The following is a 26355-nucleotide window of genomic DNA, read 5'->3' as shown; positions in this document are numbered from 1 at the left end:
AAATCAGGCGCATGGTGTGCGTTCGAACGTCGGGCGGGGATAGTCGATGGCACAGCTTCGCGGGGACCAGTTGATCACGGCGCTCGATATCGGGTCGTCGAAAGTGTGCGCGCTGATCGCGCAGGTGCGCGAGGATGGCGAGGTGCAGGTGCTGGGCACCGGGCAGCGCGAAAGCCGCGGCGTGCGGCGTGGCTACATCGCCGATGCGGAGCGTACCGAGGCGGCGATCCGCGAGGCGGTGGAGCAGGCGGAGCGGATCGCCGGGACCAATATCGACACGGTGTGGGTGAGTTTCTCCGCCGGCGGGCTGGTGAGTGATATCGCGTCGGTCGAGGTGGACCTGGGCGGGCAGCGGATCGAGCAGAGCGACATCGACGACCTGCTGGCGGCCGGACGCGGATCGATCGACCCGGACGGGCGGATGGTGCTGCATGCACAGCCGACGCTCTATACGCTCGACGGGTTGCAGGGGGTGAAGACGCCGCTGGGGCTGCACGCCGACCGGCTGGGCGTCGACATCCATGTGGTGGCGGCCGAGCCGTCGCCGGTGCGGAACCTGGACCTGTGCGTGCGGTCTGCGCATCTGGCGGTGAAGTCGATCGTGGCGGCGCCGATCGCCACGGGCATGGCGTGCCTGTCGGAGGAGGAGCGCGAGCTGGGCGTGGCGCTGGTCGAGATGGGGGCGGGGGTGACCAACGTGTCGCTGTTCGCCGGCGGGCTGCTCGTCGGTCTGTCGTCGATACCGATCGGGGCGGCGGACATCACCGACGATATCGCCAGCGCATTCGGCACGCGCCGGACGCAGGCGGAGCGGATGAAGTGCTTCCACGGGTCGGCCACCACCAGCCCGCGCGACAATCACGAGATGATCGACGTGGCGCCAATGTCCGAGGAGGAGGGCGCCGGCGAAGTGCAGCGCATCACGCGGGCGCAGCTGATCACCGTCATTCGCCAGCGGATGGAGCATTGGATGGGTGCGATTGCAGGCGCGTTGAAGGAACTGGGTTTCCACGGGCCGGTTGGACGGCAGGTGGTGCTGACCGGTGGCGGTGCCGAGCTGAAAGGGATCGCAGATTATGCACAGGGTGTGCTTGGTCGATCGGTGCGGGTGGGGCGGCCGCGCGGGCTGGCGGGGTTGCCGGATGCGCATTCGGGACCGGCGTTCGCCACGCTGGCGGGGCTGATCCAGTTCGCGGCGTCCGACCCGATGGACCTGCGGCAGGTGACCGGCGCGCACCAGATGGTTCACCGGACGGCGACGAACAACATGGTCCAGCGGCTCATCGCGGCATTCCGCTCGGGCTACTGAAAAAGCTCTCGTTAATTTTGCGTGCCGGCCCGGAAATCGGTTAGGGCTGGTGACAGGTCAGGTACCCGCAGCGGGCGCGGGCAAAGGAGTCGAAGCGGATGACGATCGAATTCATGCGGCCCGAGGTCGACGAACTGAAGCCGCGGATCAGCGTGATCGGCGTGGGCGGGGCCGGCGGCAACGCGATTGCCAACATGATCCGTTCGGACGTGCAGGGCGTGGACTTCATCGTCGCCAACACCGACGCGCAGGCGCTGAACCATTCGACCGCGGAACGCCGCATCCAGCTGGGCTTGAAGATCACGCAGGGCCTGGGCGCCGGATCGCGGCCCGAGATCGGGCGCGCAGCCGCGGAGGAGACGATCGAGCAGCTCGAGAAGAGCCTCGAGGGTGCGCATATGTGCTTCATCGCGGCCGGCATGGGCGGCGGCACGGGCACGGGTGCGGCGCCGGTGATCGCCAAGGCGGCGCGTGACCGTGGCATCCTGACCGTCGGTGTCGTGACCAAGCCGTTCAGCTTCGAAGGCAATCGCCGGATGAAGGCGGCGGATGCGGGCATCGAGGAGCTGCAGAAGCATGTCGATACGCTGATCGTCATTCCAAACCAGAATCTGTTCCTGATCGCCAACCCGAACACGACGTTCAAGGAAGCGTTCCAGATGGCGGACGAGGTCCTGCAGCAGGGCGTCCGCGGGATCACCGACCTGATGGTGATGCCGGGTCTGATCAACCTCGATTTCGCCGACGTCCGCTCTGTCATGTCCGAAATGGGCAAGGCGATGATGGGTACGGGCGAGGCAAGCGGCGACAACCGCGCGATCGAAGCGGCGGAGAAGGCGATTGCCAACCCGTTGCTCGACGGGGTGAGCATGAAGGGCGCCAAGGGCGTCATCGTGTCGATCACCGGCGGCGAGGACATGCGCCTGATGGAGGTCGACGAGGCCGCGAACCATATCCGCGAGCTAGTCGATCCGGACGCGAACATCATCTGGGGGTCGGCGTTCAACAACGATCTGGAAGGCAAGATCCGCGTTTCGGTGGTTGCGACGGGCATCGAGGCGGAGCCCGCGACGATGGCGGAACCGGCCAAGTCCTTCTCGTTCAACACCGCGCGCGGTGCGCCGGCCCGTGGCGAGGGGCAGGCCCCGGCTTCGGTGACCGCAACTCCGGCACCGGCTGCGGCGACGACGCCTGTTGAGGCTGCGCCGGTTGCGAGCGCGCCGGTGGATGCCCCTGCTCCGGCGGGTGACACCGCCGATCAGAGCGGGCGGAGCGAGGAAGAGCTGCTGCTGGGTAGCGAGACGATCCTGACGCCGCCGGTCGCGGGCAATCCGTTGCCGCCGCAGTCGTCGGAGCCGACCGATGCCGATATCGCCGCCAGCCGGCGCTGGTTGAACGAAGCCGGTCAGGCGGCGCCTGCCACCCCCGCGCCGCGGGCGGGGCGTGATGGCGGGACGCTGTTCGAACGGATGTCCAACATCGCACGCGGTGCCGCGAAGGCTCCAGGCGAGGAAGAGCCGGATCCGGCGCGTGGCCGTGACCCGCTCGATATTCCGCGGTTTCTGAACCGGCAGAATAATCAGTAGGCTGAGCTCGGGTTTGGTGTGACGCGAGGGGCGTGCGGTCTTTGGACCGCGCGCCCTTTGTGTGTTTGGGGCCGGTGGTTGGTTGGGTGGATGGCTGGGCCGGTTGGTTTGCCGGAAAAGTCTTTGAGGTCGCTTGTTCGGAATTGCTCTGAACGGTTTGCACCCCGCCCCGTTCGGGCTGAGCCCCGTCTCGATTTATGGAGAGTGTGAACGACTGCGCGATCACATTTGACTGACCAGCGTACCACCCCGTTTGGTTCGAGCCTGTCGAGAACCCTGCGCTGAGTTCTCGACAGGCTCGAACCAAACGGGGTGGGGTGGCAAGCCTGGGCGCATCATGCTTGGGGTGTTGTTGGCTTCTCGGCTTCGCTCGAAGGGTCCCTCGACTTCGCTCGGGATGGACGGGTGGGTTTGGCACCTTGGAGCAAGCACCGCGGCGTCTTCGGGGTGCGGATGCGTTTGTCCCAGGATTCGGCTTGCGCTGCTCGTCTGAACGGGCCCCGGCCCGGACCGCAGGTTCGTCGATGGGTGGGAACGGCTGGTCGCGCGGGGGTGCGCTATTACTGTCGCGTTCAGGGGATTTGCGGCATTCGGGTGGCATGACTTCACGATCGACGATGGCCGCGCGGCGGTTCGCCTTGTCACTGGCACTGTTGCTGGCGACGACCCCGGTGGCGGTGTTGGCGCAGGGTGAGCCGAGCTTTCCGCCGGGGACGCTGACGCTGGAGCGTGATCCGAACGATCCATCGACGTTGCTCAACAAGTATCTGCGCATGCTGTCGGTCGATCCGCGCAACCTGGAGGCGTTGCTGGGTGCGGGGAAGGCGGCGCTGGCGATGGGCGATGCCAATGCGGCGATCGGATTCTTTGGGCGGGCGGAGGGCGTGTCGCCGACCAACGGGAGGGTGAAGGCCGGGCTGGCGGCGTCCGCGGTGCAGCAGGAGCAGCCGCGCCAGGCGCTGCGGCTGTTCGATCAGGCGATCGCGGCGGGTGTGCCGGTGGGCGAGATCGGCGGCGATCGCGGGCTGGCCTATGATCTGCGCGGGCAGAACCGGTTGGCACAGGCGGATTATCGCGCGGCGCTGGCGTTGCGCAAGGATGACGAGATCACGCGGCGGCTGGCGCTGTCGACCGCGATCGGTGGCGATCGGGCAGGGGCGATGAAGATCCTCGACCCGTTGCTGCGCAAGCAGGACAAGGCGGCGTGGCGCGCGGCGACGTTCGTGCTGGCGATGACGGGCGATCCGGCGGGGGCGGTGAAGCGCGCGAACCAGCTGATGATCCCGACGCAGGCGGCAGCGATGACGCCGTACCTGCAACGGCTGGGCGCGCTGGATGCGAGCGAGAAAGCGGCGGCGGTGCATTTCGGGCGCTTCCCGGCGGTGCGGCGGCCGGCGGGCACGCAGATGGCGGATGCGACACCGGCGGCGCGGGCGGTCGGACAGGCGCTGACCCCGACCGGGCAGGCGTTCGGTCAGGGCGCTGCGGTGGCGCGGCCGGCTTCTGGTTCGGTGACGCCGGGTGCGGTGCGCGGCGGGTCGACGAGCAGCGCGGCGTTGAACCGTGCATCCGCCGCGTCGATGGGCGCCGCGCCCGTTGCGGGTTCGGGGCAGGTTGCGTCGGCGACGGCCGGTGCGGTGCGGGTGGCGACCTCGACGCCGACTGCTTCGCAAAACCTGACGGCCGGGACTGCGGCTGCCGGCAACGTCGGAGCGCGGATACAGCCAAGCGCGGTGGCGGCGCCGGGGGCGGTTGGTTCGGCTACAACGGCCGCGGTCGCGCAGAACGGCGAAGCTGCGGCGGCTTCCGGCGGCGTTGCGGGGAGCGTTATGCCCCGAACTGGCGCTTCGAGCGTTGCCACGCCTGGGTCCGCATCGACCGTCAGCGCGCAGCGCGCGACGCCGGTGACGGCTGGTGCAGTGGTTTCGGGTGCTGGCGTTGAACGTCCCTCAGGTGAGACGGTCGCGATGGCGTCGGGGGCACCGGTTGCATCGACGGCCGCCGTGCCGAGCAGTGGGCAAGCTGCATCGCAGGCGGGGGCGGGCGGGGGAAGTCTCGCGGCGGCGGGCGGCGCCGCTTCGACGAAGCCTGCCGTGAGGGTCGCGGCAGGGCCGAGCGCAGCAGCTGCGACGGTTGCGACCGCGCCGGTTATGGGGACGGCAGCGGCTCCCACCCCCGCAGTTAGCGCAAATAGTGGTGCCGCGACATCGGAGGCTCCGACCAGTGCGGCGGCCTTGAACCGCGCGTCGGCGACGGCGACGGCGACTTTGGTGGGGCCGGTGCGTGATGCGGGCGTGGTCCAGACTGCGATGGTGGCTGCGGTGCCGTCGCAGGCGGCGGGGCCGGCTACGTCGGTTTCGGCGCAGGCTGGGGCTTCGCCGGATGTCGTGCCGATGGTAACGGCTGGCCCGGGGGCGACGCGGGCGGCGCCCGCCGCGACTGGTCAGGCGGTCGTGGCGCCTCCTGCAGCTGCGCCGGCGCGGGTTGCACCGACGCCGGCGGTTCCGGTCACGCGGCCGGTCGTGGCTGATCCGGTCGTGCCGGCGCGGGTGACGGGGCCCGTGCTGACGGCGGCGGAGAAGGCGACGCTGGGAATCAGGACGAAGGGGGCCGTCACGGTCGCCAGCCTAACGCGGGTTCAGAAGGCGAAGCTGGCCGCGGCGGAGAAGGCCGAGGCCGAAGCGCCCGTGTTGACCGCCACTGAGAAGACGACGCTGGGCATCCGGACGAAGGCGGCAGTGAAGGTTTCGAGCCTGACGCGGGCGCAGAAGGCCAAGCTGGCGGCGGCGGATAGCGCGGAGTCGGATGCGCCGGTGCTGACGGCGGCCGAGAAGACGACGCTGGGGATCCGGACGAAGGGCGATGTTACAGTCGCGAGCCTGACCCGCGCGCAAAAGGCGAAGTTGGCGGCGGCGGACAAGCCTGACGACGCCCCGGTGCTGACGGCTGCGGAGAAGGCGACGCTTGGTCTTCGGTCGAAGAGCGTGGTGACGGTCGCCAGTCTGACCAAGGCGCAGAAGGCGAAGCTGGCCGCCGCGGACACGTCGGACAGCGACGCGGCGGTGCTGACGGCGGCGCAGAAGGCAACGCTCGGCATCCGCACGAAGGGTGCGGTGACGGTTGCGAGCCTGACGAAGGCGCAGAAGGCCAAGCTGACGGCGGCGGACAAGGGCGATGACGATGCGCCGGTGCTGACCGCGGCGGAGAAGACCACGCTGGGCATCCGGACGAAGGGCGCCGTGACGGTTGCGAGCCTGACGAAGGCGCAGAAGGCGAAGCTGGCCGCGGCGGACAAGGGCGATAGCGCGAAGGGGGCGGCGAAATCCGCGAAGGGCGCGTCCGAGCGTTACTGGGTGCAGGTCGCGGGTGGGGCGAACAAGGGGACGTTGCCAAGCCTGTACGGGACCCTGAAGGCCAAGCATGGCGCGCTGCTGAGCGGGCGGAGTGCGTGGACGGCGCCGCTGCGCGCGACCAATCGCCTGCTGGTCGGTCCGTTCGGGTCGAACAGCGAGGCGCAGGCGTTCGTGAACAAGGCGAGCGGTGCCGGGATCAACGCGTTCACCTACACCAGTCCGGCGGGGCAGGCGGTGGAGAAGCTGCCCGTGCGCTAGACCGCGGGCTCACGGGGCGTTGTTCCCCGAGCGTCGCGGTGGGGGGGGGCGTCGACGTCTTGGCTGCCCTCGACTTCGCTGGCGATGGGCGGTTTGGGGAATGTCGTCAAACCTTTGAGCCGGCGGGTTTAGGGGTCGACGGGGGCGGGGGGACACGGCAAAGCCGCGGCATGACAGCCCGTTACGCCGCCGATCCGCACGCCAGCCGCGGGCGTGCCCATGTTGAACAGGAGCGCGGGACGCGGGGCGAGCGCGACCCGTTCCAGCGTGATCGCGACCGCATCGTCCATTCGATCGCGTTCCGGCGGTTGCGCCACAAGACGCAGGTGTTCGTGGCGCCCGACGGCGACCATTTCCGCGTCCGACTGACGCATAGCCTGGAGGTGGCGCAGATCGGCCGGACGATCGCGCGCGTGCTGGGGCTGAACGAGGACCTGACGGAGGCGCTGTGCCTGGCGCACGATATCGGCCATCCGCCGTTCGGCCATGCCGGCGAGGATGCGTTGAAGGCCGCGACGATGGACGTCGGCGGGTTCGAGCACAACGCCCACACGCTGCGCATCCTGACCGCGATCGAGAGCCCCTATCCGCGCTGGGCGGGCTTGAACCTGAGCTGGGAGACGCTGGAGGGGCTGGCCAAGCATAACGGCCCGGTGCGGCACCCGAACTGGGCGCTGGCGGCGGCGGATGCGGAGATGCCGCTGGAGCTGGAAAGCTGGCCGAGCCTGGAGGCGCAGGTGGCGGCGATCGCGGACGACATCGCGTACGACAATCACGACATCGACGACGGGTTGCGCGCCGGGCTGATCGATCTGGACGCACTGGTGGCGCAACCGCTGGTGAGGCCGGGCTGGGCGGCGGTCTGCGAGCGGCTGGCGGATCTGCCGCCGGAGCGCCGCATCGCGGAGCTGGTGCGGGAACAGATCGGGCGGATGGTGAACGACCTGATCGCGACGAGCCGCGCGCGGATCGCGGAGGCGGACCCGCGCGATGCCGACGCGGTGCGGCAGGCGGGGCGCGCGCTGATCGGCTTCTCCGACGCGATGGCGGCCGAGGAGCGCGCGTTCAAGCGCTACATGTATGCTGAGCTGTACCATCATCCGCACCAGCTGGCGGTGGCGGAACAGGCGCGCGCGGTGGTGGCCGGGCTGGCCGCGGTGTACCGGGCCGACCCCGCGCTGCTGCCCGACGGCTGGCGCGAGCGGTTGCCCGCGGACGAACCGGGCCGGGGGCGGCACGTGGCGGACTTTATCGCGGGGATGACCGATCGTTATGCGATTGCGCGGTATCGCGATGTGGTGGGTCCGGTGGAGATGCCGGACGGGTTTTGAAGTAAGCTGGATGACTTGGTGCCGATTACCGCTAGACGACGTCGGTGAGGGTTGAGCCGAAGATTTTCGCCAACAGTCCGAGCATTTTAGCGATGCACAACAGGCTGGTGTACCGAACGAGTTCAAGCGCCCCGTAATTCGTGCTATGCCCCTCATCGGTACGTTGGGGGGCAAGCCGATGGCAACCGTCGCATCACCACGAATAGCAAGCATCGATCGCGAACATCGATTCTTCATTCGATCCGCTATCGTTATGACGTTGTTGGTATTTAGCGGGTTTTCGCTTCAATTAGCGATGGGTCGGTCGACGTTTGCCGTTCCGATATTTCTCCACGTCCACGCTCTCGTCTTTTTCGGCTGGACGGTGATCTACGCGGCGCAGAATTTCCTCGCCGGTCCGGAATGGATTGGTTTGCATCGCCGACTTGGATGGATCGCGATCGTCTGGATCCCGGCAATGCTCGTGATGGGGACGTTTGTGACGATCGAGGCGGCACGGACGGTGCGGGTGCCGTTCTTCTTTCAACCCGCTTACTTTGTCGTGATGAATCCCTTGTCGCTCTATGTCTTTGCCGGGTTGGCCACGGCTGCGATCGTGCTGCGGCGGCGGACGCTCTGGCACCGGCGTCTGATGTTTTGCGGCATGGCGATCCTGCTCGGGCCGGCGATCGGTCGCATCATCCCCAGCCCCTTGCTTATGCCTTTCGCAGGCGAAGCGGTTTTCGCGGTCATCCTGTTGTTTCCGTTGGCGGGCATGATCCACGATGTCCGCGCGCGTGGCCGCATCCATCCGGCGTGGTTCTGGGGACTGGGAAGTTTGGTGTCGACGCAGATCGCGATCAACGCGATCGCATTCAGCCCGGTGGGACTGGCGGTGTATCGTGCGGTCACGGAAGGATCGCCGGGTGCGGATGTCGACCCACTCCGGTTCGGGCCGCCGCCCTGGGCAACCTCCAAGTCGCACCACGCGGGCGGACGTGGAGACGAAGAGCGAGTTTGAACTCGTGGACGATCCGGAGCGAAATTAGTTGATCGACGCGCGACGGTTACGTGTCCTGGTAAACCATGGCGGGTTTAAGTGTCACTTCACTCGCGTGGTGCCCGTAATAATGATCGGGGCGGTGATCATCTGGTTGCGCATGCCTTCGTAGCCGCTGAACTTGGTGGTGGGGGCGTTCAGGATGCGGCGGACGGTGGTCATGCCGGCGACGACCTGGCCGAAGGCGGCGAAGCCGAGGTTTTTGCCCTTGGCGTCGTAGCCGGGCATCGTGCCGACGGTGATGAAGAAGTCGCCGGTCGCGCTGCCGGGTTTCTCGCGCGACATCGAGATGGTGCCGGTGACGTGGCGCAGGCCGGTGCGGCTGGTCGGTTCGTGGGCGATCGGCGGCAAGGTTCGGTTGGCGGCGTTGCGCGTGCCGCCCTGGATCAGGCCGCGATCCTTGCCGGCGCGGCTGGCGCGGTAGAAGGCGGTGCCGATGAAGCGTTTCTCGTCGACGTACTTCAGGAAATTCTCGGTCGTGATCGGGGCGTGGGCGCGATCGAGCGCGACGATCATCGAGCCGACGGTGGTGTCGATCCGCACGCGCACCTTGGCCGGCCCGGGGGGTGCCTTGGCGGGGGCGAGCGTCGCGGTGAGGAGTGCGGCGACTGCGCCGGTGAGGAGCGTGCGGCGGATCATCCGGTGATCTCCGCCCGGTGGGCGAGCGCGGCCTCCGCATCGAGCGCGCGTTCGAGGGCAATGCCGGCGAGGTTGCTGGTGCGGCCGGTGTGGCGGATGCGAAGGCGGGTGAAGTGGGTCTTGAGTTCCTCGAAGCGGGCGAGGTGGGCGCGCAGTTCGGGGCTGCGGCACTTGGCCTTGCCGGTCGCCTGCGTCACCACCAGCATCGAATCGCCGAGCAGGACGAGGTCGGTCGCGCCGAGCGTGCGGGCGACCTCCATCGCGTGGATGAGGGCGAGCCATTCGGCGTCGCTGTTGTCGCCGGTGCCCTTGTCGAGATCGACATAGGGGATGCCGCGCGCGAACACGGCGACGGACATGCGGCCGGGATTGGGGCGGCAGCCGCCGTCGAAGAAGAGCTTGAGCGGTTCGGGCATGGTCAGCTGGGTCCGGGTGTTGCGGCGGTTTTGGCACGGGTAGCGGGATGGGCGCGCGATTGCCATCCCGCGGGCGGAGATGGCGCGGCACCGTTGCGGGCGGCGAGCGTTCAGGGGGGATGGCGACGCGGATCGAGACAGTTGGGGACGCGGAGCCGGCGGGGAAGGTCTGGCGGCCGAAGCGGGTGCTGATCACGCGGAGTGCGCGCGAGTTTGCACATGGCCGGGCGATCGCGGCGCGGGCGCTGGCGCTGGGGTCGGTGGTGGTCGAGTTGCCGGGCGATCGGCTGGCGCTGGACCTGCCCGACGATGCGCGGCGCGCCTATGCCGAGGCGAAGGCGACGCTGGCGGTGGTCGTGGCGCCGCCGTCGAAGCGCAAACTGCAGCCGATCGCGCCGAGTGCGGACTGGCGCGTCGATTTGGCCGAGGGGTGCCCGGCGCATTGCGGATATTGTTATCTGGCCGGGTCGCTGAAGGGGCCGCCGATCGTGCGGGCCTATGCCAATTTGGACGAAATCATGGGCGGGCTGCCGGAGTATCTGGGGCGCGGGCAGGTGACGTCGCGGTCCGTGCGGCGGATGGACGAGGGGACGACGTTCGAGGCGTCATGCTACACCGATCCGCTGGGGATCGAGCCGGCGACGGGGTCGCTGTCCGCTCTGATCTCCGCGTTCGGGGCTTGGGAGGCGGATGCGCAGCTGCGCTTCACGACGAAGTACGATGCGGTCGGGCCGTTGCTGGACCTGGAGCATCGCGGGCGGACGCGGATGCGGGCGTCGGTCAATCCGGCGGGCTATGCGCGGTTCGAGGGGGGCACGAGTGCGGTCGCGGCGCGGTTGGTGGCGCTGCGCCGCATGGCGGAGGCGGGATACAAGATCGGGCTGACGATCGCGCCGATCATTGCGGCGGACGGGTGGGAGCGGGCTTATGGTCAACTGATCGAAGACGTCGCCGATGCGCTGGCCGGGTTGCCGGACCCGGACCTGACGATCGAGCTGATCACGCATCGTTATACGCCGGGATCGAAGGCGGTGCTGGAGACGTGGTATCCGGGGTCGGCGCTCGACATGGGGCCTGACGGGCGGGCGGAGAAGCGGACGAAATTCGGGTCGGTGAAGTTCGTGTACGACGCCGGCACGATGCGGGCGCTGCGCGGGTTTTTCGAGACGACGATCGCGCGCGTCCTGCCACAGGCGCGGATCCTGTACTGGACGTGAGACATCCGTTTGACGGGTCGGGGCCGCTTCGATAGCCGGGAGGCATGGACGGGGCGGGACCATCGATGCTGATCTGCGAGGTGGGGCCGGTGCGGTTCGCGCTGGCGCTGTCGGACGTGGCGGAGATCCTGCCGATCGTGCCGTTGTGGCGGCCGCCGACGATTCCGCGGCCGCTGGTTGGGTTCGTGATGGTGCGCGGCGAGACGGTGGCGGTGTTGTCGCCCGCCTTGCTGTTCGATGGGGACGCCGCGGAGGGCGCGGCGGTCGACCTGTATGCGCATCTGGTGCGTGTGCGGGGGGCGGGTGCGCCGTGCCTGCTGGTGGACCGGGCGGCGGAGATCGTGCGCGATGCGGTGGTGCGGCCGGTGGCGGACGATGCGTCGTATCGCGGGTGCGTGACCGGGATGGTCGATGCGGGCGAGGGCCAAGCGCATGTCCTGTCTGTGCCGCGGCTGCTGGCGGACGGGGCGGCAGCGCGGATCGATGCGTTGACCGCGGATGCGGCGCGGCGGGCGCGGGAGTGGGCATGAAGGCGCTTACACCGGGCGACGCGGCGGCGTTCGCGACGTTGAAGACGCGCGTGATCGCGCGGACCGGGCATCATTATTATGCCGATAAGGACGACCAGCTGTGGGAGCGGGTGGCGGACCGGATGGCGGTGCTGGGGATCGCGACGGTTGGGGACTATGCTCGGCGGCTGGACGATGCGGCGGCGGACGAGTGGGCGCGGATCGAAAGCGCGGTCACGATCAACGAGACGTTCTTCTTCCGGTTCAGCGAGCAGTTCGAGGCGATGCGTCAGACGGTCCTGCCGGCGCTGATCGCGCGGCGCGGGGGCGACCGGCGGTTGCGGATCTGGTCGGTCGGCTGTTCGACCGGGGCGGAGCCATATTCGATCGCGATTCTGTTGCACCGGCTGCTGGGGCCGCGGTTGGCGGACTGGCAGATCGAGATATTGGGGACCGATATCGACGGGGACGCGCTGGACGTGGCGCGAGCGGGGCTGTTCGGTGACTGGGCGTTGCGGACGATGGCGGCGGGCGAGCGCAGCGCGCTGTTCGTGGGTGAGGGGACGCGGTTCCGGCTGAAGCCAGAATATCGCGCGATGGTGCGGTTCGCGCGGCACAACATGATGACGTTGCTGGAGGACGGGCCGACGGCGGAGCGGGACACGTTCGACCTGATCCTGTGCCGCAACGTGCTGATCTATTTCCGGCAGGATGTGGTGGCCGCGATGGTCGGGGCGCTGGCGCTGCGGACCCGGCCGGACGGGTATCTGATGTTGGGGCATGCCGAGCCCAATCCGGCGCTGAACGCGGTCGCGACGCCGGTCGATGCCGGCGGAGTGCTGGCGTATCGGCGGCTGGGCAGCGTGGCGGAGGTGGTGCCGGTGGTTGCCGTCCCGGTGCAGCCGGTGCCGGTGGTGCAACGCGTCGTGCAGCCGGTGAAGCGGGTGGTAGCCAAGGTGCTGCCCAAGGTGGCGCAGTTCATCGCGCCGGCGGTAGTCGTTGGAGACGACCGGCTGGATGCGGTGCGGCGGTACCTGTCGACGGACGATGCGGCGGCCGCGCTGGCACAGGCCGAGGCGGCGGTGGCGGCGATACCGCGCGATCCGGTGGCGCATTATCTGGGGGCGCTGGCGGCGGCGGCGCTGGGGCAGGCGTCGGTGGCGGAGCGCGGGTATCGCCGGGCGTTGTATCTGGATGGCGACTTCGCGATGGCGCATTACCTGCTCGGGCGGCAGTTGATGGGTGAGGGGCGCGTGGCGGAGGGGCGGCGGTCGCTGGCCAATGCGGCGAACGCGGCGGCGCTGGTCGGTGACGATGCGGTGCTGCGCGAGGGTGACGGCATGACCGCGGCGGACCTGATCGCCGCGGTGCGCCATGCGTTGCAGGTGGCGGCGTGAGCGGTGATGTCAGGGTGACGGCGGCGGCGTTGTCGGATGCGGCGATCGCGCTCGAGCTGGAGCGGCGGCGGGTGCGGCTGGCGGCGCAGGATGTCGCGGCGGTCGAGACCGTGGCCATGCTGTGCTGGGAGACGCGCGGCACGCGGTTCGCGACACCGCTGGCGGTGGTGCGGCACGTGCTGGCCGGGGTGAGCGTGACCGCGTTGCCGGGTGCGCCGGCGGCGGTGATCGGCGTGTTCGCGCGGCGCGGCGTGATCCATACGCTGTTCGATCCCGCGGCGGCGCTGGGGCTGGAGCCGGCGGGGGGCGGGGCCGGCGCGGTGCTGCTGGTGCGGCAGGACCGGCCTTATGTCGCGATCCGGGTGGATACGGTGCAGGACGTAATCCAGGTTCCCGGTGCCGCCGTGGCGGAGGCCGGGCGGCGCGACGGGATCGCGCAGCTGATCGTGCTGCCCGATGTGCCGCCGATCACGATCGTCGACATGGCCCGCCTGATCGGGCACCTGACCGGGCGGGGCGGCGCGGTGCCGGCCGTCCCGCCGCCGCAAGAAGGATGACGCATTTGTCCGTTTCCAACCGGATCATCTTCGGCTTTGCCGCGATCACGACGTTGCTCGTCGTGCTCGGCCTGTATGCGCTGGGACAGGTGGCGGAGGTGCGATCGACCGTCGACCGGATCGTCGAGCGCGACCTGGCGGCGCTGACGCAGCTCGATTCGGTCAGCGCGGCGGAGGCGGCGACATCCGAACTGCGCGGGCAGGCGGTGCTGCGCTTCGCGATGGGAACGGCCGCGGCGGATGGCGACGGCGGTTTCGCGGCGCAGACCGTGGCGATGCAGGCGGCGATCAACCGCCTGCGTCAACTGGTAGGGACGTATCAGCAGAGCGCGGCCAACGTGTCGCGCCAGGCGCAGTGGGCGCAGATGGTGCGGTTGTCCGACGAGGTGGAGGTGCGGTTCGCGGCGGTGCGCGATGCCAGCACGGCGCAGCTGGCGGCGGTGCGGCGCGGCGACCGGGCGGCGGTGGTGGCATTGCAACCGACGATCGCACGCGAACAGACCGCGATGATCCGATCGCTGAGTGCGATGCGCGGCGTGCTGGCCGATACGATCGTGGTGGGGCGCGGCGTGGCGCGCGACACCTATGAGCGGAGCCGGCTGTCGATCCTGGCCGGGTTGATGGTCGCGATCCTGGCGAGCGTCGTGATCGCGTGGGGGATCCGCCGGTCGATCGTCCAGCCGCTGGACGAATTCATGGGCTTCGTCGCGCGGGTGGGCGAGGGCGACCTGTCCGGGCAGACCGCGGCGACCGGGCCGCACGAATTCGGCCGGCTGGGTGCGACGCTGAACACCATGGTGACGGGGTTGCAGGCGATCGCCCGGCAGAGCCGCGAGGCGACCGAGAACCTGAACGCGGCGGCGACCGAGATCCGCGCATCGACGCAGCAGCAGGCGGCGTCGGTGGAGGAACAGCTGGCCGCGGTGCAGGAGACGGCGGCGACGGTGGACGAGATCGTCCATTCTGGCACGCAGATCAGCCGGCGTGCGCAGGAGGTGATCGCGGTGGCGCAGGCGACCGTGCAGACGAGCGATACGGGGACCGCGGCGGTCGAGGACACGGTGCGCGCGATGGACGAGATCCGCGAGCAGGCCGAGGCGGTGGCGAGCAACATCGTGCTGCTGTCGGAGAAAACCGCGGCGATCGGCGACATCATCGCGACGGTGAACGACGTGTCGGAGCGGTCGCACCTGCTGGCGCTGAACGCGTCGATCGAGGCGGCGGCGGCGGGCGAGGCCGGGCGGAGCTTCGCCGTCGTGGCGTCCGAGATGAAGACGCTGGCCGATCAGGCGAAGGACGCGACGCGCAACGTGCGGAGCATCCTGGGCGAGATCCAGCGCGGCATCAACGCATCGGTGATGCTGACCGAGGAGGCGGTGAAGCGCGCGGCATCGGGCAAGGCGCGGACCGACGCGGGGCAGGCGGCGATCGAGGAGCTGGGCGCGCGTATCCAAGACAGCGTGCAGACGTTCCAGCAAATCGTGGCGAGCACCAACCAGCAGCAGATCGGCATGGAGCAGGTGACGATCGCGCTCCAGAACATCCGCCAGGCGAGCCAGCAGACCGCATCGAGCACGCGCCAGCTGGACCAGGCGGCGGGCGACCTGACGATGCTGTCGCGCACGCTGGTGGGGCTGACCGAACGCTATCGGCTGTAATTGCCGGTGGAGGATATCCAGGCCCTGTTGCAGGCGGCGTTTGCGGACGAACTGTCGGAACATCTGGCGGGCATGCGGGCGGCGCTAGCGGCGCAGGAGGCGGGGCAGCCGGTCGACCTGCGCGAGTTCTTCCGCCGGGCGCATAGCCTGAAGGGGGCCGCTCGCGCGGTGGAGCAGCCCGAGACCGAGCGGCTGGCGCATGCGCTGGAGACGTTGCTGGAGGCGATCGCTCGGGGCGATCGGGCACTGGATGCCGAGACGGTGCCGCAGTTGCGGGTGCAGATTGATGCGATCGAGGATGCGGCCGGGGCGGCGGTGTCGGGTGGTGATCCTGGCGATACGGCTGTGCCGGAGCCGGTAATGCGGGAGAGTACAGGCGACGATATGCTGCGCGTGTCGGCGCGCGCGGTGGAGGCGCTGACCCGGTCGTTGCACGGCGTTTCGGCAGAGGTGCAGGGGCGCGCGGCGGTGGCCGATGGGCTGGTCGGGATCGCGGCGGACCTGGAGGCGGTGGCGGCGATGCTGCTGCGCGGCGATGCGGATGGTGCGGCGCGGCAGGTGACCCGGACGCTGGCGGCAGCGGGCAAGATGCGGCGGGCGCAGGGGCGGGCGGACTGGGCGATGGACCGCGCGGTGGCGGCGCTGGAAGAGAGTGCCGAGCGCGTCCTGATGGTGCCGGCGCAGATGCTGTTCGACGGATATGACCGGATGCTGCGCGAGGTGGCGCAGAGCCAGGGCAAGAGTGCGTCGCTGCATATCGAGGGGAGCGAGACGGCCGCCGACCGCCGCGTGCTGCAGATGCTGCGCGATCCCATGCTGCATATGCTGCGCAATGCGGTCGGGCATGGGATCGAGACCGCCGAACGTCGGCGGGCGGCGGGGAAGACGGAACAGGGCTCTGTGACCGCGACCGTGCAGGCGGCGCGGGGGCAGTTGATCCTGTCCGTCACGGACGACGGGGCGGGGCTGGACGACGCAGCGATCGAGCGGCGGGCGCGGGCGGCGGGGCTGATCGCGGCGGGAAGCACAACGCCGCCGCTGCCGGTGCTGCGCGCGATGGTGTTCGAGCAGGGGTTCTCGACCGCGACGGCAGTGGACGAGGTATCGGGGCGTGGTGTGGGCCTGTCGGTGGTGGCGGATGCCGCGCGGCGCTTGCAGGGCAGCGTGACGATCGCGCCGGCGGATGGCGGCGGGACGGTGGTGATGCTGGCGGTGCCGCTGTCGATGTCGCGTCAGACGATGCTGTTGGTGGAGTGTGCGGGCGCCACTTACGCGGTGCCGGTGGCGGCGGTGCGGCGGGTGATGGCGCTGGACCCCGGTGCGGTGACGCGCGGCGAGGACGGGCAGGTTGCGGTGATCGACGGGGTGGCGGTGCCGCTGGTTGCCCTCTCCGCGGTGCTGGGGGTCGGCAGTCCTGCCGGCCAAGGCGCGTTGTCGGTGTTGTGGCTGCGGAGTGGAATCGCGTTGACGGTCGATGCGCTGGTCGCGGTGCGGTCGCTTGTGGTGGGTGATCCGGGGGCGATCGCGGTGGATCTGCCATGGGTGGCGGGGACGGTGTTGCTGGACGACGGGGCGGTCGCGCTGGTGCTGGGGGCCGACGTGATCGCGGCGCGGGCGCTGGGCAGTGCGCGCGGGGTGGCGGTGGTGGCCGAGCAGCCGGCGGCGGCACGGCGGCTGACCGTGCTGGTGGTCGACGATTCGATCACGACCCGGACGCTGGAGCGCGGAATATTAGAGGCAGCGGGCTATGCCGTGCGGCTGGCGGTGGACGGGCTGGCCGGACTGGAACGGTTGCGGGCCGAAGCGGGCGAGATCGACCTGGTGGTGGCCGATGTTGAGATGCCGCGGATGGACGGGTTCGGGCTTCTGACCGCGGTGCGGAACGATCCGGCCCTGCGCGGCATTCCGGTGGTGATGATGACATCGCGCAACAGCCCCGACGATATCGAACGCGGCCTCGACCTGGGCGCGAACGCCTATGTCACGAAGCAGGATTTCGAACAGGGCAAGCTGCTGTCGATCATCGGCCAGCTGATCTGACTGCGATGGCGGCGGTGGCCCCGAAGCGCGTGATGATCGTCGAGGATTCGACGGCGGTCCGGACGCTGCTGGTGCATATTATCTCGCATGATCCGCGGCTGACGGTCGTCGCGGCGGTGGCGAGTGCGGAGGAGGCGATCGTGGCGCTGCCGCGCGTGCAGCCGGACGTGATATCGATGGATATCGAGTTGCCGGGGATGGACGGGCTGGAGGCGACGCGGCGGATCATGGCGGACCGGCCGACGCCGATCGTGGTGATCTCGGCGAGCATCGACGGCGCGTCGCTGGCGAGTTCGATGGATGCGTTGCGGGCGGGCGCACTGTCCGTCGTGGAAAAGCCGGTCGGGTTCGGGAACCGCGCGTTCGATGCGGTGGCGCGCGAGATCTGCACGCAGTTGGCGATCATGAGCGATGTCGCGGTGGTGCGGCGGCGGATCCGGCTGCGCGAGATGGAACCGCCGGGGGCGGGCGTGCCGGTGAGCCCGCGGATGTTGCTGTGTGCGGCATCGACGGGCGGGCCGCAGGCGGTGGCGCGACTTTTCGGCGGGTTGCCGGCCGACCTGATGCTGCCCACACTGCTGGTGCAGCATATGGGGGAGGCGTTCATGGAGGGCTATGCGACGTGGCTGCGGAGCGTGGTGCCGCAGCGCGTGGTGATTGCCGAGGATGGGGGCGTGCCGATGGCGGGGACGATCCATGTCGCGCCGGGCGGACGCCACTTGCGGATCGGGCGCGACGGGCGGATGCGGATCGGGAGCGATGCGCCGGTCGGCGGGCAGCGGCCGGCGGCGACCGCCTTGTTCGAGTCCGCGGCGGAGGCTTTGTCCGGGGCGGCGATCGCGGTGGTGTTGACGGGCATGGGCGAGGACGGGGCAGATGGCGTGCGCGCGCTGATCGCGGCGGGGGGTGCGGCGATCGCGGAGCATGAGAGCAGCGCGGTGGTGTACGGGATGCCGGCGGCGGCGGTGCGGATGGGGGCGCTCGCGCTGCCGATCGACCGGATCGGGGCGCATCTGGAACGGACGATCGCGGGGTTGGCGGCATGACGGACGGCGAGACGCCGCGGCTGTTGCTGGTTGAGGATTCGGAGACGCAGGCGCTGCAGTTCCGGCTGCTGCTGGAGGGCGAGGGGTTTGCGGTCGAGCGGACGCGGACCGCGGAGGAGGCGCTGGAGCGGCTGAACGGCGACCTGCCTGATCTGGTGGTGGTCGACTACAACCTGCCCGGCATGAACGGCGACGAGCTGGTGCGGCGGATGCGGCATGCAACGCGGACCCGAACGTTGCCCGTTCTGATGCTGACCGGCGCTGCGGCGCATGACGTCGAGCGGCAGGGGCTGGACAGCGGGGCCAATGCGTATCTGCCGAAATCGAGCGAAACGGCGCTGCTGGTGTCGCGGATGCGCGCGCTGGTGCGGCAGCGGCGCGCGACCGGGACGGCGGCGCCGGTCGACAGCGGGTTCCGCCAGGCGCGGCTGATCCTGATCGACGACAGTGCGACGTACCGGCTGCTGCTGCGCACCGTGCTGACCGCCGATGGGCACAAGGTGGTGGAGGCGGACGACGGGGCGGATGTGATCGCGTTGCTGGCGAGCGAGCCGGCGGATTGTGTGCTGATCGGGCTGGAGAGTCTGCGCTACGACGCGACCGAGCTGTGCGGGCGGCTGAACGCGCGGCGGCGGCGGACGGGCGATGCGTACGAGATCGTCGGGCTGGGCGGCGTGCAGGACGGGCCGGCCGTGCTCGCCGCGCTGAATGCCGGGGCGGACGACGTGGTGCCGCGCACGCAGGACCGCGACATGGTGCTGGTGCGGATCCGCGCAACGTTGCGGCGGAAGCTGGCACGTGACGAGGAGATGCGCGCGGCGGCCAGCGCGCTGGAGCAGGAGCGCACGCTGGAACGCGCGCGGGCGGAGGCAGAGTCGGCCGATGCGCTGGCGGTCGCGAACCGCGGGCTGGAAGATGCCAACGCCCGGCTGCGCGAGACGCAGGCGCAGCTGGTGCAATCCGCCAAGATGGCGTCGCTGGGCGAGCTGGTCGCCGGCATCGCGCATGAGATCAACAATCCGCTGGCGTTCATCCTGGCGCATCAGTCGACTGTCGAGCGGCTGGTGCGCGATGCGGCGGGCGGGGGCGATGCGGCGAAACTGGCGAAGGCAGCGGACCGGCTGGGATCGATGCGGACGGGTCTGACGCGGATCCAGGACCTGGTCGTGAAGCTGCGGCGCTTTTCGCGGCTGGACGATGGCGGGCCGGTGCAGACCGACATCCCGGAGGCGATCGAGGCGGTGCTGACCTTGCTCGGGCCGAAGCTGGGCGACGGGGTGACGGTGATGCGCGATTATGCCGCGCCGGCGACATTGGTCTGTACCCCCGCGCTGGTGAATCAGGTGGTGATGAACATCGTCGCCAATGCAGCGGACGCGGCACCGGCGGAGGGCGGGCGGATCACGATCGGGACGGCCGAAGTGGCGGGTGAATATCGCATCACGATCGCCGACAACGGGCCGGGCGTGCCGGTGGCATTGCGGGCGCGGCTGTTCGAACCATTTTATACGACCAAGGATGTCGGGGCCGGGACCGGGTTGGGTTTGGCGATCGCCTATGGGATCGTGAAGGCGCATGGCGGGACGATCTTGGTCGATGACGGACCGGAGGGTGGCGCGTGCTTTACGCTTGCGATACCGGTGGCCGCGCCATGACCGATGACGCAACCGACACCATGACGATCGCGGACGGACCCGATGATGCCGTAGCGGCGGACACGCGCCCGCTGCTGCTGATCGTCGACGACGAGGCGGAGATCCTGGTCGCGCTGGAGGACCTGTTCGAGGACGAGTATCGCGTCTTCACGGCGTCGTCGGGCAAGGCCGGGTTGGCGCTGATCGCGGACGGGCATGACTTCGCGGTGATCCTGTCGGACCAGCGGATGCCGGAGATGCCGGGGAACCAGTTCCTGGCGCAGGCGCGCGCGGGTTGCCGGGCGGAGACGATGCTGCTGACCGGCTATGCCGACCTGTCGGCGGTGATTTCCGCGGTGAATGATGGGGCGATCGGCGGCTATGTCCACAAGCCGTGGGAGCCGGACGCGTTGCGCGCGATGGTCGGCGCGGCGGCGGACCGGTTCCGGCTGCGGACCGCATTGTCGTTCGAGCAGGCAGTGTTCGCCGGGCTGTCGGAACGGAGCACGGCGGCGATTTCGGTCGTCGATGCGACCGGGCGGATCGTTCGGTCGAACGGGCGGCCGTTCGAAAGCCCGGTCGAGGCAGAGGATGGCGCGCTGCTGGCGCAGGGCGAGTATCACGAGAGCGAAATGCCGCGGGTCGGTCGCGACGGGGCGGAACGCTGGGTGCGGACGCGGCGCATTCCGTTCACGGCGGACGGATCGGGCGCGCACCTGTTGCGGATCGAGAGCGATGAGACCGAACGCAAGCGGACCGAGCAGGCGCTGCACCAGTCGGAGAAACTACGCGCGCTGGGGACGCTGGCCGGCGGGATCGCGCATGATTTCAACAACCTGCTCGCCGCGGTGCTGGGCAATCTGGAGCTGGCGACGCGCGCCGGGGTGGGCGGGGCGGCGGACCCGGAACGGCTCGCGCGGTTCCTGCACAATGCCACGGAGGCGGCGCGGCGCGGCACCGCGCTGACCCAGCGGTTGCTGAGTTTCAGCCGGCAGCGCGATCTGGCCGCGGAGACGTTCGCGCCGGGCGATGCGTTGCGCGCGATTGAGGATCTGGTCGTGCGGTCGATGGCCGGGCGGGTGGCGGTGCGGTACGCGATAGCGGACGATCTGTGGCCGATCCATGCGGACCGCGGGCAGTTCGAGCTGGCGCTGGTCAACCTGTGCATTAACGCGCGCGACGCGATGCCGGACGGTGGCGAGGTGGTGCTGACCGCCGCCAATGCGGGCGCGGGGCAGATGCCGGACGGGCTGGTGCCGGGCGATTATGTGCGGATCGCGGTGACGGACCAGGGCGTCGGCATGTCCGAAGCGGTGCGGCGGCGGGTGTACGAGCCGTTCTTCACGACGAAGGCGCCGGGCGAGGGCACCGGGCTAGGCCTGCCGATGGTGCATGCGATGGCGGAGGCGGCCGGGGGCACGAGCGCGATCGACCGCGTGCTGGGCCAGGGGACGACCGTAACCCTGTGGCTGCCGCGTGCGGGGGCGGATGGTTCGCATGCCGCCGCGCCGGACGTCGGCGACGCTGAGGGCGAGCGGTTGCGCGTGCTGTTGTCGGAGGACGATGCCGAGGTGCGGTCGGTGGTCGCGGCGTATCTGGCGGATCTGGGCCACGCGGTGGTGTCGGTCGAGAGCGGTGCGCGGGCGCTGGCGGTGCTGGCGGAGGACGCGCGGTTCGATGCGCTGGTGACGGATTATGCGATGCCGGGGATGTCGGGGATGGAACTGGCGCGGAAGGTGCGCGCGTCGTGGCCGGACATTGCGGTGCTGCTGGTGACGGGATTTGCCGAGGTGGGCGCAGATGCGGCGGACGTGACGGTGATCACTAAGCCGTTTTCGCGCGGCGACCTGCAACGCTGGCTGTGCGAGGCGACGGCGAAAGTGGTGGTGGCATGAAGCTCTCGTTCCTCCCCGAACCGCTCGACGCGGTGATCTTCGACATGGACGGGACGCTGCTCGATACCGAGCGGATGCATCACGTCGCGATGGCGGATGCGGCGCGGGTGCTGGGGACCGAGATCGACGAGGCGCTGTTCACGCGGCTGGTGGGGGTACACCGCGACGTGAACCGCGTGGTGCTGGCCGAGCATATGGGCGAGGCGTTTCCGCTCGACGATTTCTATGCGGATGCGGATGCGCGGTTCCTGGTGGCGTCGCGCGACGGGGTGCCGCTTCGGCCCGGGGTGGTGGCGTTGCTCGATCACCTGCGTGAGCGGGGCGTGCCGTGCGCGATCGCGACGTCGACGGCGAGCCCGGATGCGGAGGCGGCGCTCACGCGGGCGGGGCTGATCCACCATTTCGACGTGGTGGTGACGCGCAGCGATGTGCTGAACCCGAAGCCGGCGCCGGACCCCTATCTGTTGGCGGCGGAGCGGCTGGGCGTGCGGCCTGAGCATTGCCTGGCGGTGGAGGATTCGCCCAACGGGATCCGCGCTGCGGCGGCGGCGGGGATGGCGACGGTGATGGTGCCGGATCTGCTGCCCGCGACGGAGGCGACGCGGGCGCTGACGGTGGCGACGTTGGAGAGTTTGACCGAGATTTTGGATGCTTTGATCGCGCGGGGGTGAGGGTGTCTGCTTAACCCAGCGCGTTCGGTTCGAGCTCGTCGAGAACGTTGCGCGGAGTTCTCGACAGGCTCGAACCAAACGGGTTTGGGGAGTGGGCTCCCTCCCTACCCCGTCCATCCCGAGCGTAGTCGAGGGGCCGACCGAGCGAAGCCGAGGTCTTCGACTTTGCGCTTCTCGGCTACGCTCGAAGGGGTCCCTCGACTGCGCTCGGGAGAAGCGGGTTTTGGTAGGTTGATCCCCATTCCGAGCGGACTGTTTCGTCGGGTTCGGTTGCTGTGCGAACGGCCCGCTCTGCGGCGAAGCGTCCTGCGTCCAGCCTGCCAAGCGCCCACACGGCAGCACCGCGGACCACTTCGTCCGGGTCGTCGAGTAGCGCCAGCACTTCACGCAACGCTCTCCCGTCGCCGTTGCCCGCCACGATAAGGGCGTTGCGGATCATGCGGTTGCGGCCGATGCGTTTGATGGGGGAGCCGGAGAAGACTTCGCGGAAGGCGGCGTCGTCGAGCTGGAGGATGTCGGCGATCGCGGGGGCGGCGAGTTCGGCGCGGGTGTGGAAGGCGCGGTTGGCGGCGGCGGATGCGGCGAACTTGTTCCAGGGGCAGACGGCGAGGCAGTCGTCGCAGCCGTAGAGCCGGTTGCCGATCGCGGCGCGAAACTCGTGCGGGATCGGGCCCTTGTGCTCGATCGTAAGATAGGAGATGCAGCGCCGCGCGTCGAGCCGGTAGGGGGCGGGGAAGGCGTCGGTCGGGCAGGCGCGCTGGCAAGCGTCGCAGCGGCCGCAGCGATCGATCGCGGGCGGATCGGGCGCGAGATCGAGCGTGGTCATGATCGCGCCGAGCAGCAGCCAGCTGCCGTCCGAGCGGCTGACGACGTTGGTATGTTTGCCCTGCCAACCGAGACCGGCGGCCTCCGCCATCGGTTTTTCCATGACGGGGGCGGTATCGACGAAGACCTTCAGGTCGCCGCCGCCAGCCGCGACGAGCCAGCGGGCGAGGGCCTTGAGCGCCTTCTTGACGATGTCGTGATAGTCCTGGCCGCGGGCATAGGCGCTGATCCGGCCGATGTGCGGTTCATGTTCGAGGGCGAGCGGGTCGCCGGGGGGCGCGTAGCTCATGCCGAGCATCACGACGCTGCGGACCTGCGGCCAGAGGGCGGCGGGGCTGCCGCGCTGTTCGGCGCGGTCGGCCATCCAGAGCATGTCGCCGTGCGCGCCGTCCGCCAGCCAGGCCGCGAGGCGGGCGGCGGTCTGCGGTGCTGCGTCGGCGCGGGCGATGCCGCAGGTGACGAAGCCGAGCGCCAGCGCTTCCTGTTTCAGGCGGGTTTCGAGGGTGGCTTGCACGGGGAGGATGTGGCCTTGGTGAAGGACGACGTAAAGCCCCTCTCCTTCAGGGGAGGGGTTGGGGTGGGGCTGAGATCGTCAAGGCTGCGACGTTGGATGCCGGGGTGGTGTTGCCCCCACCCCAACCCAGTTCCGATCTCCGTCAGGTGAAACATGCCCCCGGCATGTTTCAGGGATTGCCGGGGGCAATCCCGACCTGACGGCGCTCGGAACTCCTGAAGGAGAGGGGCTAGAGAAAGTAATTGGCGCAGCGTAACCCATGCGAAACGGGTCAGGGGGGCGGTATGGATGCGATCGTGGCCGAGGGGCTGGTCAAGACTTTCGACGGCAAGCGGGCGGTGGACGGGATTTCGCTGCGTGTGCCGGAGGGGGCGATCTTCGGCGTGCTGGGGCCGAACGGGGCGGGCAAGACGACGACGTTGCGGATGCTGCTGGGGATCATCGATCCGGACGCGGGGCACCGGACGCTGCTGGGCGAGGCGCGGCCGATCCGCGCGGCGCATCATGTCGGGTATCTGCCGGAGGAGCGCGGGCTGTATCCGGCGATGACGGCGCGCGAGGCGGTGGCGTTCATGGGAGCGCTGCGCGGATTGCCGCTGCGCGAAGGGCGCGTGCGGGCGGATGCGTTGCTGGAGGAGGCGGGGCTGGGCGAGAGCCGGTTGAAACCGATCCGAACGTTGTCGAAGGGCATGGCGCAGACGGTGCAACTGCTCGGCACGATCGTGCATCGGCCGCGGCTGATCGTACTGGACGAGCCGTTTTCGGGGTTGGACGCGCTGAACCAGGGGCGGCTGGAAGGGCTTATCCGCGGGCAGGCGCGCGAGGGGGTGACGGTGCTGTTTTCGACGCATGTCATCGCGCATGCGGAGCGGCTGTGCGAGCGGATCGCGATCATCGCGGGCGGGCGCGTGCGGTTCGACGGGAGCGTGGACGAGGCGCGCGGACGGTTGCGGCCGCAGGTGCGGGTGCGGACGCGCGCGGCGGACGGGGCGTGGCGCGCGGCGTTGCCGGCGGACGCGGTGGCCGAGGGGAACGAGTGGAGCTTCGCCTTGCCGGAGAGCGGTGTCGAGCCGTTGCTGAAGGCGTTGATCGACGGCGGGGCGGGGATCGAGACGCTGTCGATCGAGCGGCCGGGGTTGCACGATGCGTTCGTGGCGATCGCGGGGGCGGCGGTCGCGGCCGAACTGGATGCGCAGAAGGAGCCGGTGGCATGAGGGAGATCATCCGGGCCGCGCTGGTCATCGCGCGGCGCGATTATGCCGCGACGGTGTTTTCGAAGACGTTCGTCCTGTTCCTGCTGTTCCCGCTGCTGCCGGTGATCGCGGGCGTCGGGTTCGGCGCGATGGGGGCGAGCCAGGACCGCGAGACGCTGCACCCGACCGTCGCGGTGATCGCGGCGCCGGAGACGGCGGCGGCGATCGGTCATGCCGGTGCGCGGCTGTCCGCGCGGCTGGGGCCGAACGCGCTGCCGCGGTTGCGGATGGTGATGCCGGATGGGACGGAGTCGGTGCAGGTGAAGCGCCTGCTCGCCGATGGCGGCGGGCGGGGCGTGGTCGCGGTGCTGACCGGCGGGCTGGACCGGCCGACGCTGACCGGCAGCCGTGGCGGGATCGGGTCGGTCGGTGGCGATATCGGGCTGGTGCTGGACAGCGCGCGGCAGATGCGGGCGCTGGACGGGCAGGTGCCGCCGGTGGTCGACGTGGTCGAGCGTCCGGTGGACCGCGCGGCGGGGACGGACCGGTCCGGGCGGACGCTGATCGCGCGCGCCGGGCAGTTCCTGCTGATGTTCCTGACGATGATCCTGGCTGGCATGCTGCTGTCCAACATGATCGAGGAGAAATCGAGCAAGGTGATCGAGGTGCTGGCCGCCGCGGTGCCGGTCGATGCGATCTTTCTGGGTAAGCTGTTCGCGATGCTGGCGATGTCGTTCACGGGGATCGCGGTGTGGGGCGGGGCGGTGCTGACCGGGCTGGCGCTGGCGGCCGGGCAGTTGCCGGCGGTGCCCGCGCCGGCGGTGGGGTGGCCTTTGTTCCTGGTGCTGGGGCTGGCGTATTTCACGACGTTGTTCCTGTTGCTGGGGGCGCTGTTCATCGGGATCGGCGGGCAGGCGGCCTCGCCGCGCGAGGTGCAGATGATGTCGTTGCCCGTGACGATGGGGCAGATGGGCGTGCTGGCGTTCGCGTCGTCCTCGCTGGGCGCGCCGCAGTCGGCGATGGGGATCGCGGCGGCGCTGTTCCCGTGGAGCAGCCCGTTCGCGATGCTGGCGCGCGCGGCGCAGGGGCCGGCGTTGTGGCCGCATCTGCTGGCGATCGTTTGGCAGCTCATCTGGGTTGCGGTGATCGTGCGGATCGCGGCGGGGCTGTTCCGGCGGAGCGTGCTGAAGTCGGGTGGCGGTGGCTGGCTCGGCCGGTTCCGGCGGCGGGGGATGAAACCGGCGGTTTGAACCCTACGTACAGTCCTT

General features: G+C 69.7%; 20 protein-coding genes. 17 read left to right on the top strand and 3 right to left on the bottom strand.

The annotated features are described in order from the left end of the window. Positions 1-46 precede the first annotated feature (46 nt). From ftsA to ACFSGX_RS16385, 5 genes are all read left to right on the top strand, one after another. A complete protein-coding gene (gene ftsA / locus ACFSGX_RS16405; RefSeq protein ID WP_380931392.1) occupies positions 47-1309 on the top strand; it encodes a cell division protein FtsA in 1263 nt (420 codons plus the stop codon). 98 nt (positions 1310-1407) lie between these two features. Further along, positions 1408-2895 carry a cell division protein FtsZ gene (gene ftsZ / locus ACFSGX_RS16400; protein ID WP_380931391.1) on the top strand — a complete coding sequence of 496 codons (1488 nt, stop codon included), beginning with the start codon at positions 1408-1410 and terminating at the stop codon, positions 2893-2895. Positions 2896-3494: 599 nt separating this feature from the next. Next, positions 3495-6506, top strand: a complete 3012-nt coding sequence (locus tag ACFSGX_RS16395) for an SPOR domain-containing protein (protein ID WP_380931390.1) — start codon at positions 3495-3497, stop codon at positions 6504-6506. A 170-nt stretch (positions 6507-6676) separates the two neighbouring features. Next, on the top strand, positions 6677-7837 hold the full coding sequence (locus ACFSGX_RS16390; RefSeq protein WP_380931389.1) for a deoxyguanosinetriphosphate triphosphohydrolase: 1161 nt from the start codon (positions 6677-6679) through the stop codon (positions 7835-7837). Positions 7838-8015: 178 nt separating this feature from the next. After that, positions 8016-8837: a hypothetical protein gene (locus tag ACFSGX_RS16385; protein WP_380931388.1), complete on the top strand. Its 822-nt coding sequence runs from the start codon at positions 8016-8018 to the stop codon at positions 8835-8837. 81 nt (positions 8838-8918) lie between these two features. Here ACFSGX_RS16385 and ACFSGX_RS16380 read toward each other — a convergent pair whose 3' ends face one another. Next, positions 8919-9515 carry a peptidylprolyl isomerase gene (locus ACFSGX_RS16380; RefSeq protein WP_380931387.1) on the bottom strand — a complete coding sequence of 199 codons (597 nt, stop codon included), beginning with the start codon at positions 9513-9515 and terminating at the stop codon, positions 8919-8921. Further along, positions 9512-9931: a reverse transcriptase-like protein gene (locus ACFSGX_RS16375; protein WP_380931386.1), complete on the bottom strand. Its 420-nt coding sequence runs from the start codon at positions 9929-9931 to the stop codon at positions 9512-9514. Before ACFSGX_RS16375 ends, ACFSGX_RS16380 begins: the two co-directional genes overlap by 4 nt. A gap of 119 nt (positions 9932-10050) precedes the next feature. Here ACFSGX_RS16375 and ACFSGX_RS16370 point away from each other — a divergent pair, with 119 nt between their 5' ends. The 10 genes from ACFSGX_RS16370 to ACFSGX_RS16325 are packed head-to-tail and all read left to right on the top strand — an operon-like array spanning position 10051 to position 22555. Further along, on the top strand, positions 10051-11148 hold the full coding sequence (locus ACFSGX_RS16370; RefSeq protein ID WP_380931385.1) for an SPL family radical SAM protein: 1098 nt from the start codon (positions 10051-10053) through the stop codon (positions 11146-11148). A gap of 44 nt (positions 11149-11192) precedes the next feature. Continuing rightward, positions 11193-11678: a chemotaxis protein CheW gene (locus tag ACFSGX_RS16365; protein ID WP_380931384.1), complete on the top strand. Its 486-nt coding sequence runs from the start codon at positions 11193-11195 to the stop codon at positions 11676-11678. After that, positions 11675-13054: a CheR family methyltransferase gene (locus ACFSGX_RS16360; RefSeq protein WP_380931383.1), complete on the top strand. Its 1380-nt coding sequence runs from the start codon at positions 11675-11677 to the stop codon at positions 13052-13054. The genes ACFSGX_RS16365 and ACFSGX_RS16360 overlap by 4 nt, the downstream gene beginning before the upstream one ends. Continuing rightward, the gene (locus ACFSGX_RS16355; protein WP_380931382.1) at positions 13051-13611 is read left to right on the top strand and encodes a chemotaxis protein CheW; all 561 of its coding nucleotides are present in this window, start codon (positions 13051-13053) and stop codon (positions 13609-13611) included. Before ACFSGX_RS16360 ends, ACFSGX_RS16355 begins: the two co-directional genes overlap by 4 nt. A gap of 5 nt (positions 13612-13616) precedes the next feature. Next, complete coding sequence (locus ACFSGX_RS16350; protein WP_380931381.1) at positions 13617-15269, top strand: methyl-accepting chemotaxis protein; 1653 nt, start codon at positions 13617-13619, stop codon at positions 15267-15269. Between the two features lie 6 nt (positions 15270-15275). Continuing rightward, complete coding sequence (locus ACFSGX_RS16345) at positions 15276-17309, top strand: hybrid sensor histidine kinase/response regulator (protein ID WP_380931628.1); 2034 nt, start codon at positions 15276-15278, stop codon at positions 17307-17309. Between the two features lie 5 nt (positions 17310-17314). Then, on the top strand, positions 17315-18355 hold the full coding sequence (locus tag ACFSGX_RS16340; RefSeq protein ID WP_380931380.1) for a chemotaxis protein CheB: 1041 nt from the start codon (positions 17315-17317) through the stop codon (positions 18353-18355). Beyond that, positions 18352-20010: a response regulator gene (locus ACFSGX_RS16335; RefSeq protein ID WP_380931379.1), complete on the top strand. Its 1659-nt coding sequence runs from the start codon at positions 18352-18354 to the stop codon at positions 20008-20010. Before ACFSGX_RS16340 ends, ACFSGX_RS16335 begins: the two co-directional genes overlap by 4 nt. Continuing rightward, complete coding sequence (locus ACFSGX_RS16330) at positions 20007-21884, top strand: response regulator (protein WP_380931378.1); 1878 nt, start codon at positions 20007-20009, stop codon at positions 21882-21884. The genes ACFSGX_RS16335 and ACFSGX_RS16330 overlap by 4 nt, the downstream gene beginning before the upstream one ends. Continuing rightward, on the top strand, positions 21881-22555 hold the full coding sequence (locus tag ACFSGX_RS16325; RefSeq protein ID WP_380931377.1) for an HAD family hydrolase: 675 nt from the start codon (positions 21881-21883) through the stop codon (positions 22553-22555). The genes ACFSGX_RS16330 and ACFSGX_RS16325 overlap by 4 nt, the downstream gene beginning before the upstream one ends. A gap of 178 nt (positions 22556-22733) precedes the next feature. On the opposite strand, the gene queG is transcribed toward ACFSGX_RS16325, so the two are convergent. Next, the gene (queG, locus tag ACFSGX_RS16320) at positions 22734-23894 is read right to left on the bottom strand and encodes a tRNA epoxyqueuosine(34) reductase QueG (RefSeq protein WP_380931376.1); all 1161 of its coding nucleotides are present in this window, start codon (positions 23892-23894) and stop codon (positions 22734-22736) included. Between the two features lie 284 nt (positions 23895-24178). Between queG and ACFSGX_RS16315 the strand changes: the two genes are divergently transcribed. Next, positions 24179-25108, top strand: coding sequence for an ABC transporter ATP-binding protein (locus ACFSGX_RS16315; RefSeq protein ID WP_380931375.1), 930 nt, complete (start codon positions 24179-24181; stop codon positions 25106-25108). Further along, positions 25105-26337, top strand: coding sequence for an ABC transporter permease (locus ACFSGX_RS16310; protein ID WP_380931374.1), 1233 nt, complete (start codon positions 25105-25107; stop codon positions 26335-26337). The genes ACFSGX_RS16315 and ACFSGX_RS16310 overlap by 4 nt, the downstream gene beginning before the upstream one ends. The last annotated feature ends 18 nt before the right edge of the window (positions 26338-26355 follow it).

Origin of the sequence: Sphingomonas arantia (genome assembly GCF_042682045.1) — a bacterium.
Lineage (GTDB): Bacteria > Pseudomonadota > Alphaproteobacteria > Sphingomonadales > Sphingomonadaceae > Sphingomonas_R > Sphingomonas_R arantia.
The sequence above is the reverse complement of the archived record's forward strand: the minus strand, read 5'-3'. Positions and strand labels throughout refer to the sequence as shown.

Bases quoted from the DNA above. Each gene is read 5' to 3' on its own strand.
- ACFSGX_RS16335 (WP_380931379.1), top strand. From the start codon at position 18,352: ATGACGGACGGCGAGACGCCGCGGCTGTTGCTGGTTGAGGATTCGGAG.
- ftsZ (WP_380931391.1), top strand. From the start codon at position 1,408: ATGACGATCGAATTCATGCGGCCCGAGGTCGACGAACTGAAGCCGCGG.
- ftsA (WP_380931392.1), top strand. From the start codon at position 47: ATGGCACAGCTTCGCGGGGACCAGTTGATCACGGCGCTCGATATCGGG.
- ACFSGX_RS16375 (WP_380931386.1), bottom strand. From the start codon at position 9,931: ATGCCCGAACCGCTCAAGCTCTTCTTCGACGGCGGCTGCCGCCCCAAT.
- ACFSGX_RS16395 (WP_380931390.1), top strand. From the start codon at position 3,495: ATGACTTCACGATCGACGATGGCCGCGCGGCGGTTCGCCTTGTCACTG.
- ACFSGX_RS16380 (WP_380931387.1), bottom strand. From the start codon at position 9,515: ATGATCCGCCGCACGCTCCTCACCGGCGCAGTCGCCGCACTCCTCACC.
- ACFSGX_RS16325 (WP_380931377.1), top strand. From the start codon at position 21,881: ATGAAGCTCTCGTTCCTCCCCGAACCGCTCGACGCGGTGATCTTCGAC.
- ACFSGX_RS16370 (WP_380931385.1), top strand. From the start codon at position 10,051: ATGGCGACGCGGATCGAGACAGTTGGGGACGCGGAGCCGGCGGGGAAG.
- ACFSGX_RS16360 (WP_380931383.1), top strand. From the start codon at position 11,675: ATGAAGGCGCTTACACCGGGCGACGCGGCGGCGTTCGCGACGTTGAAG.
- ACFSGX_RS16310 (WP_380931374.1), top strand. From the start codon at position 25,105: ATGAGGGAGATCATCCGGGCCGCGCTGGTCATCGCGCGGCGCGATTAT.
- ACFSGX_RS16365 (WP_380931384.1), top strand. From the start codon at position 11,193: ATGGACGGGGCGGGACCATCGATGCTGATCTGCGAGGTGGGGCCGGTG.
- ACFSGX_RS16385 (WP_380931388.1), top strand. From the start codon at position 8,016: ATGGCAACCGTCGCATCACCACGAATAGCAAGCATCGATCGCGAACAT.
- ACFSGX_RS16315 (WP_380931375.1), top strand. From the start codon at position 24,179: ATGGATGCGATCGTGGCCGAGGGGCTGGTCAAGACTTTCGACGGCAAG.
- ACFSGX_RS16340 (WP_380931380.1), top strand. From the start codon at position 17,315: ATGGCGGCGGTGGCCCCGAAGCGCGTGATGATCGTCGAGGATTCGACG.
- ACFSGX_RS16390 (WP_380931389.1), top strand. From the start codon at position 6,677: ATGACAGCCCGTTACGCCGCCGATCCGCACGCCAGCCGCGGGCGTGCC.
- ACFSGX_RS16330 (WP_380931378.1), top strand. From the start codon at position 20,007: ATGACCGATGACGCAACCGACACCATGACGATCGCGGACGGACCCGAT.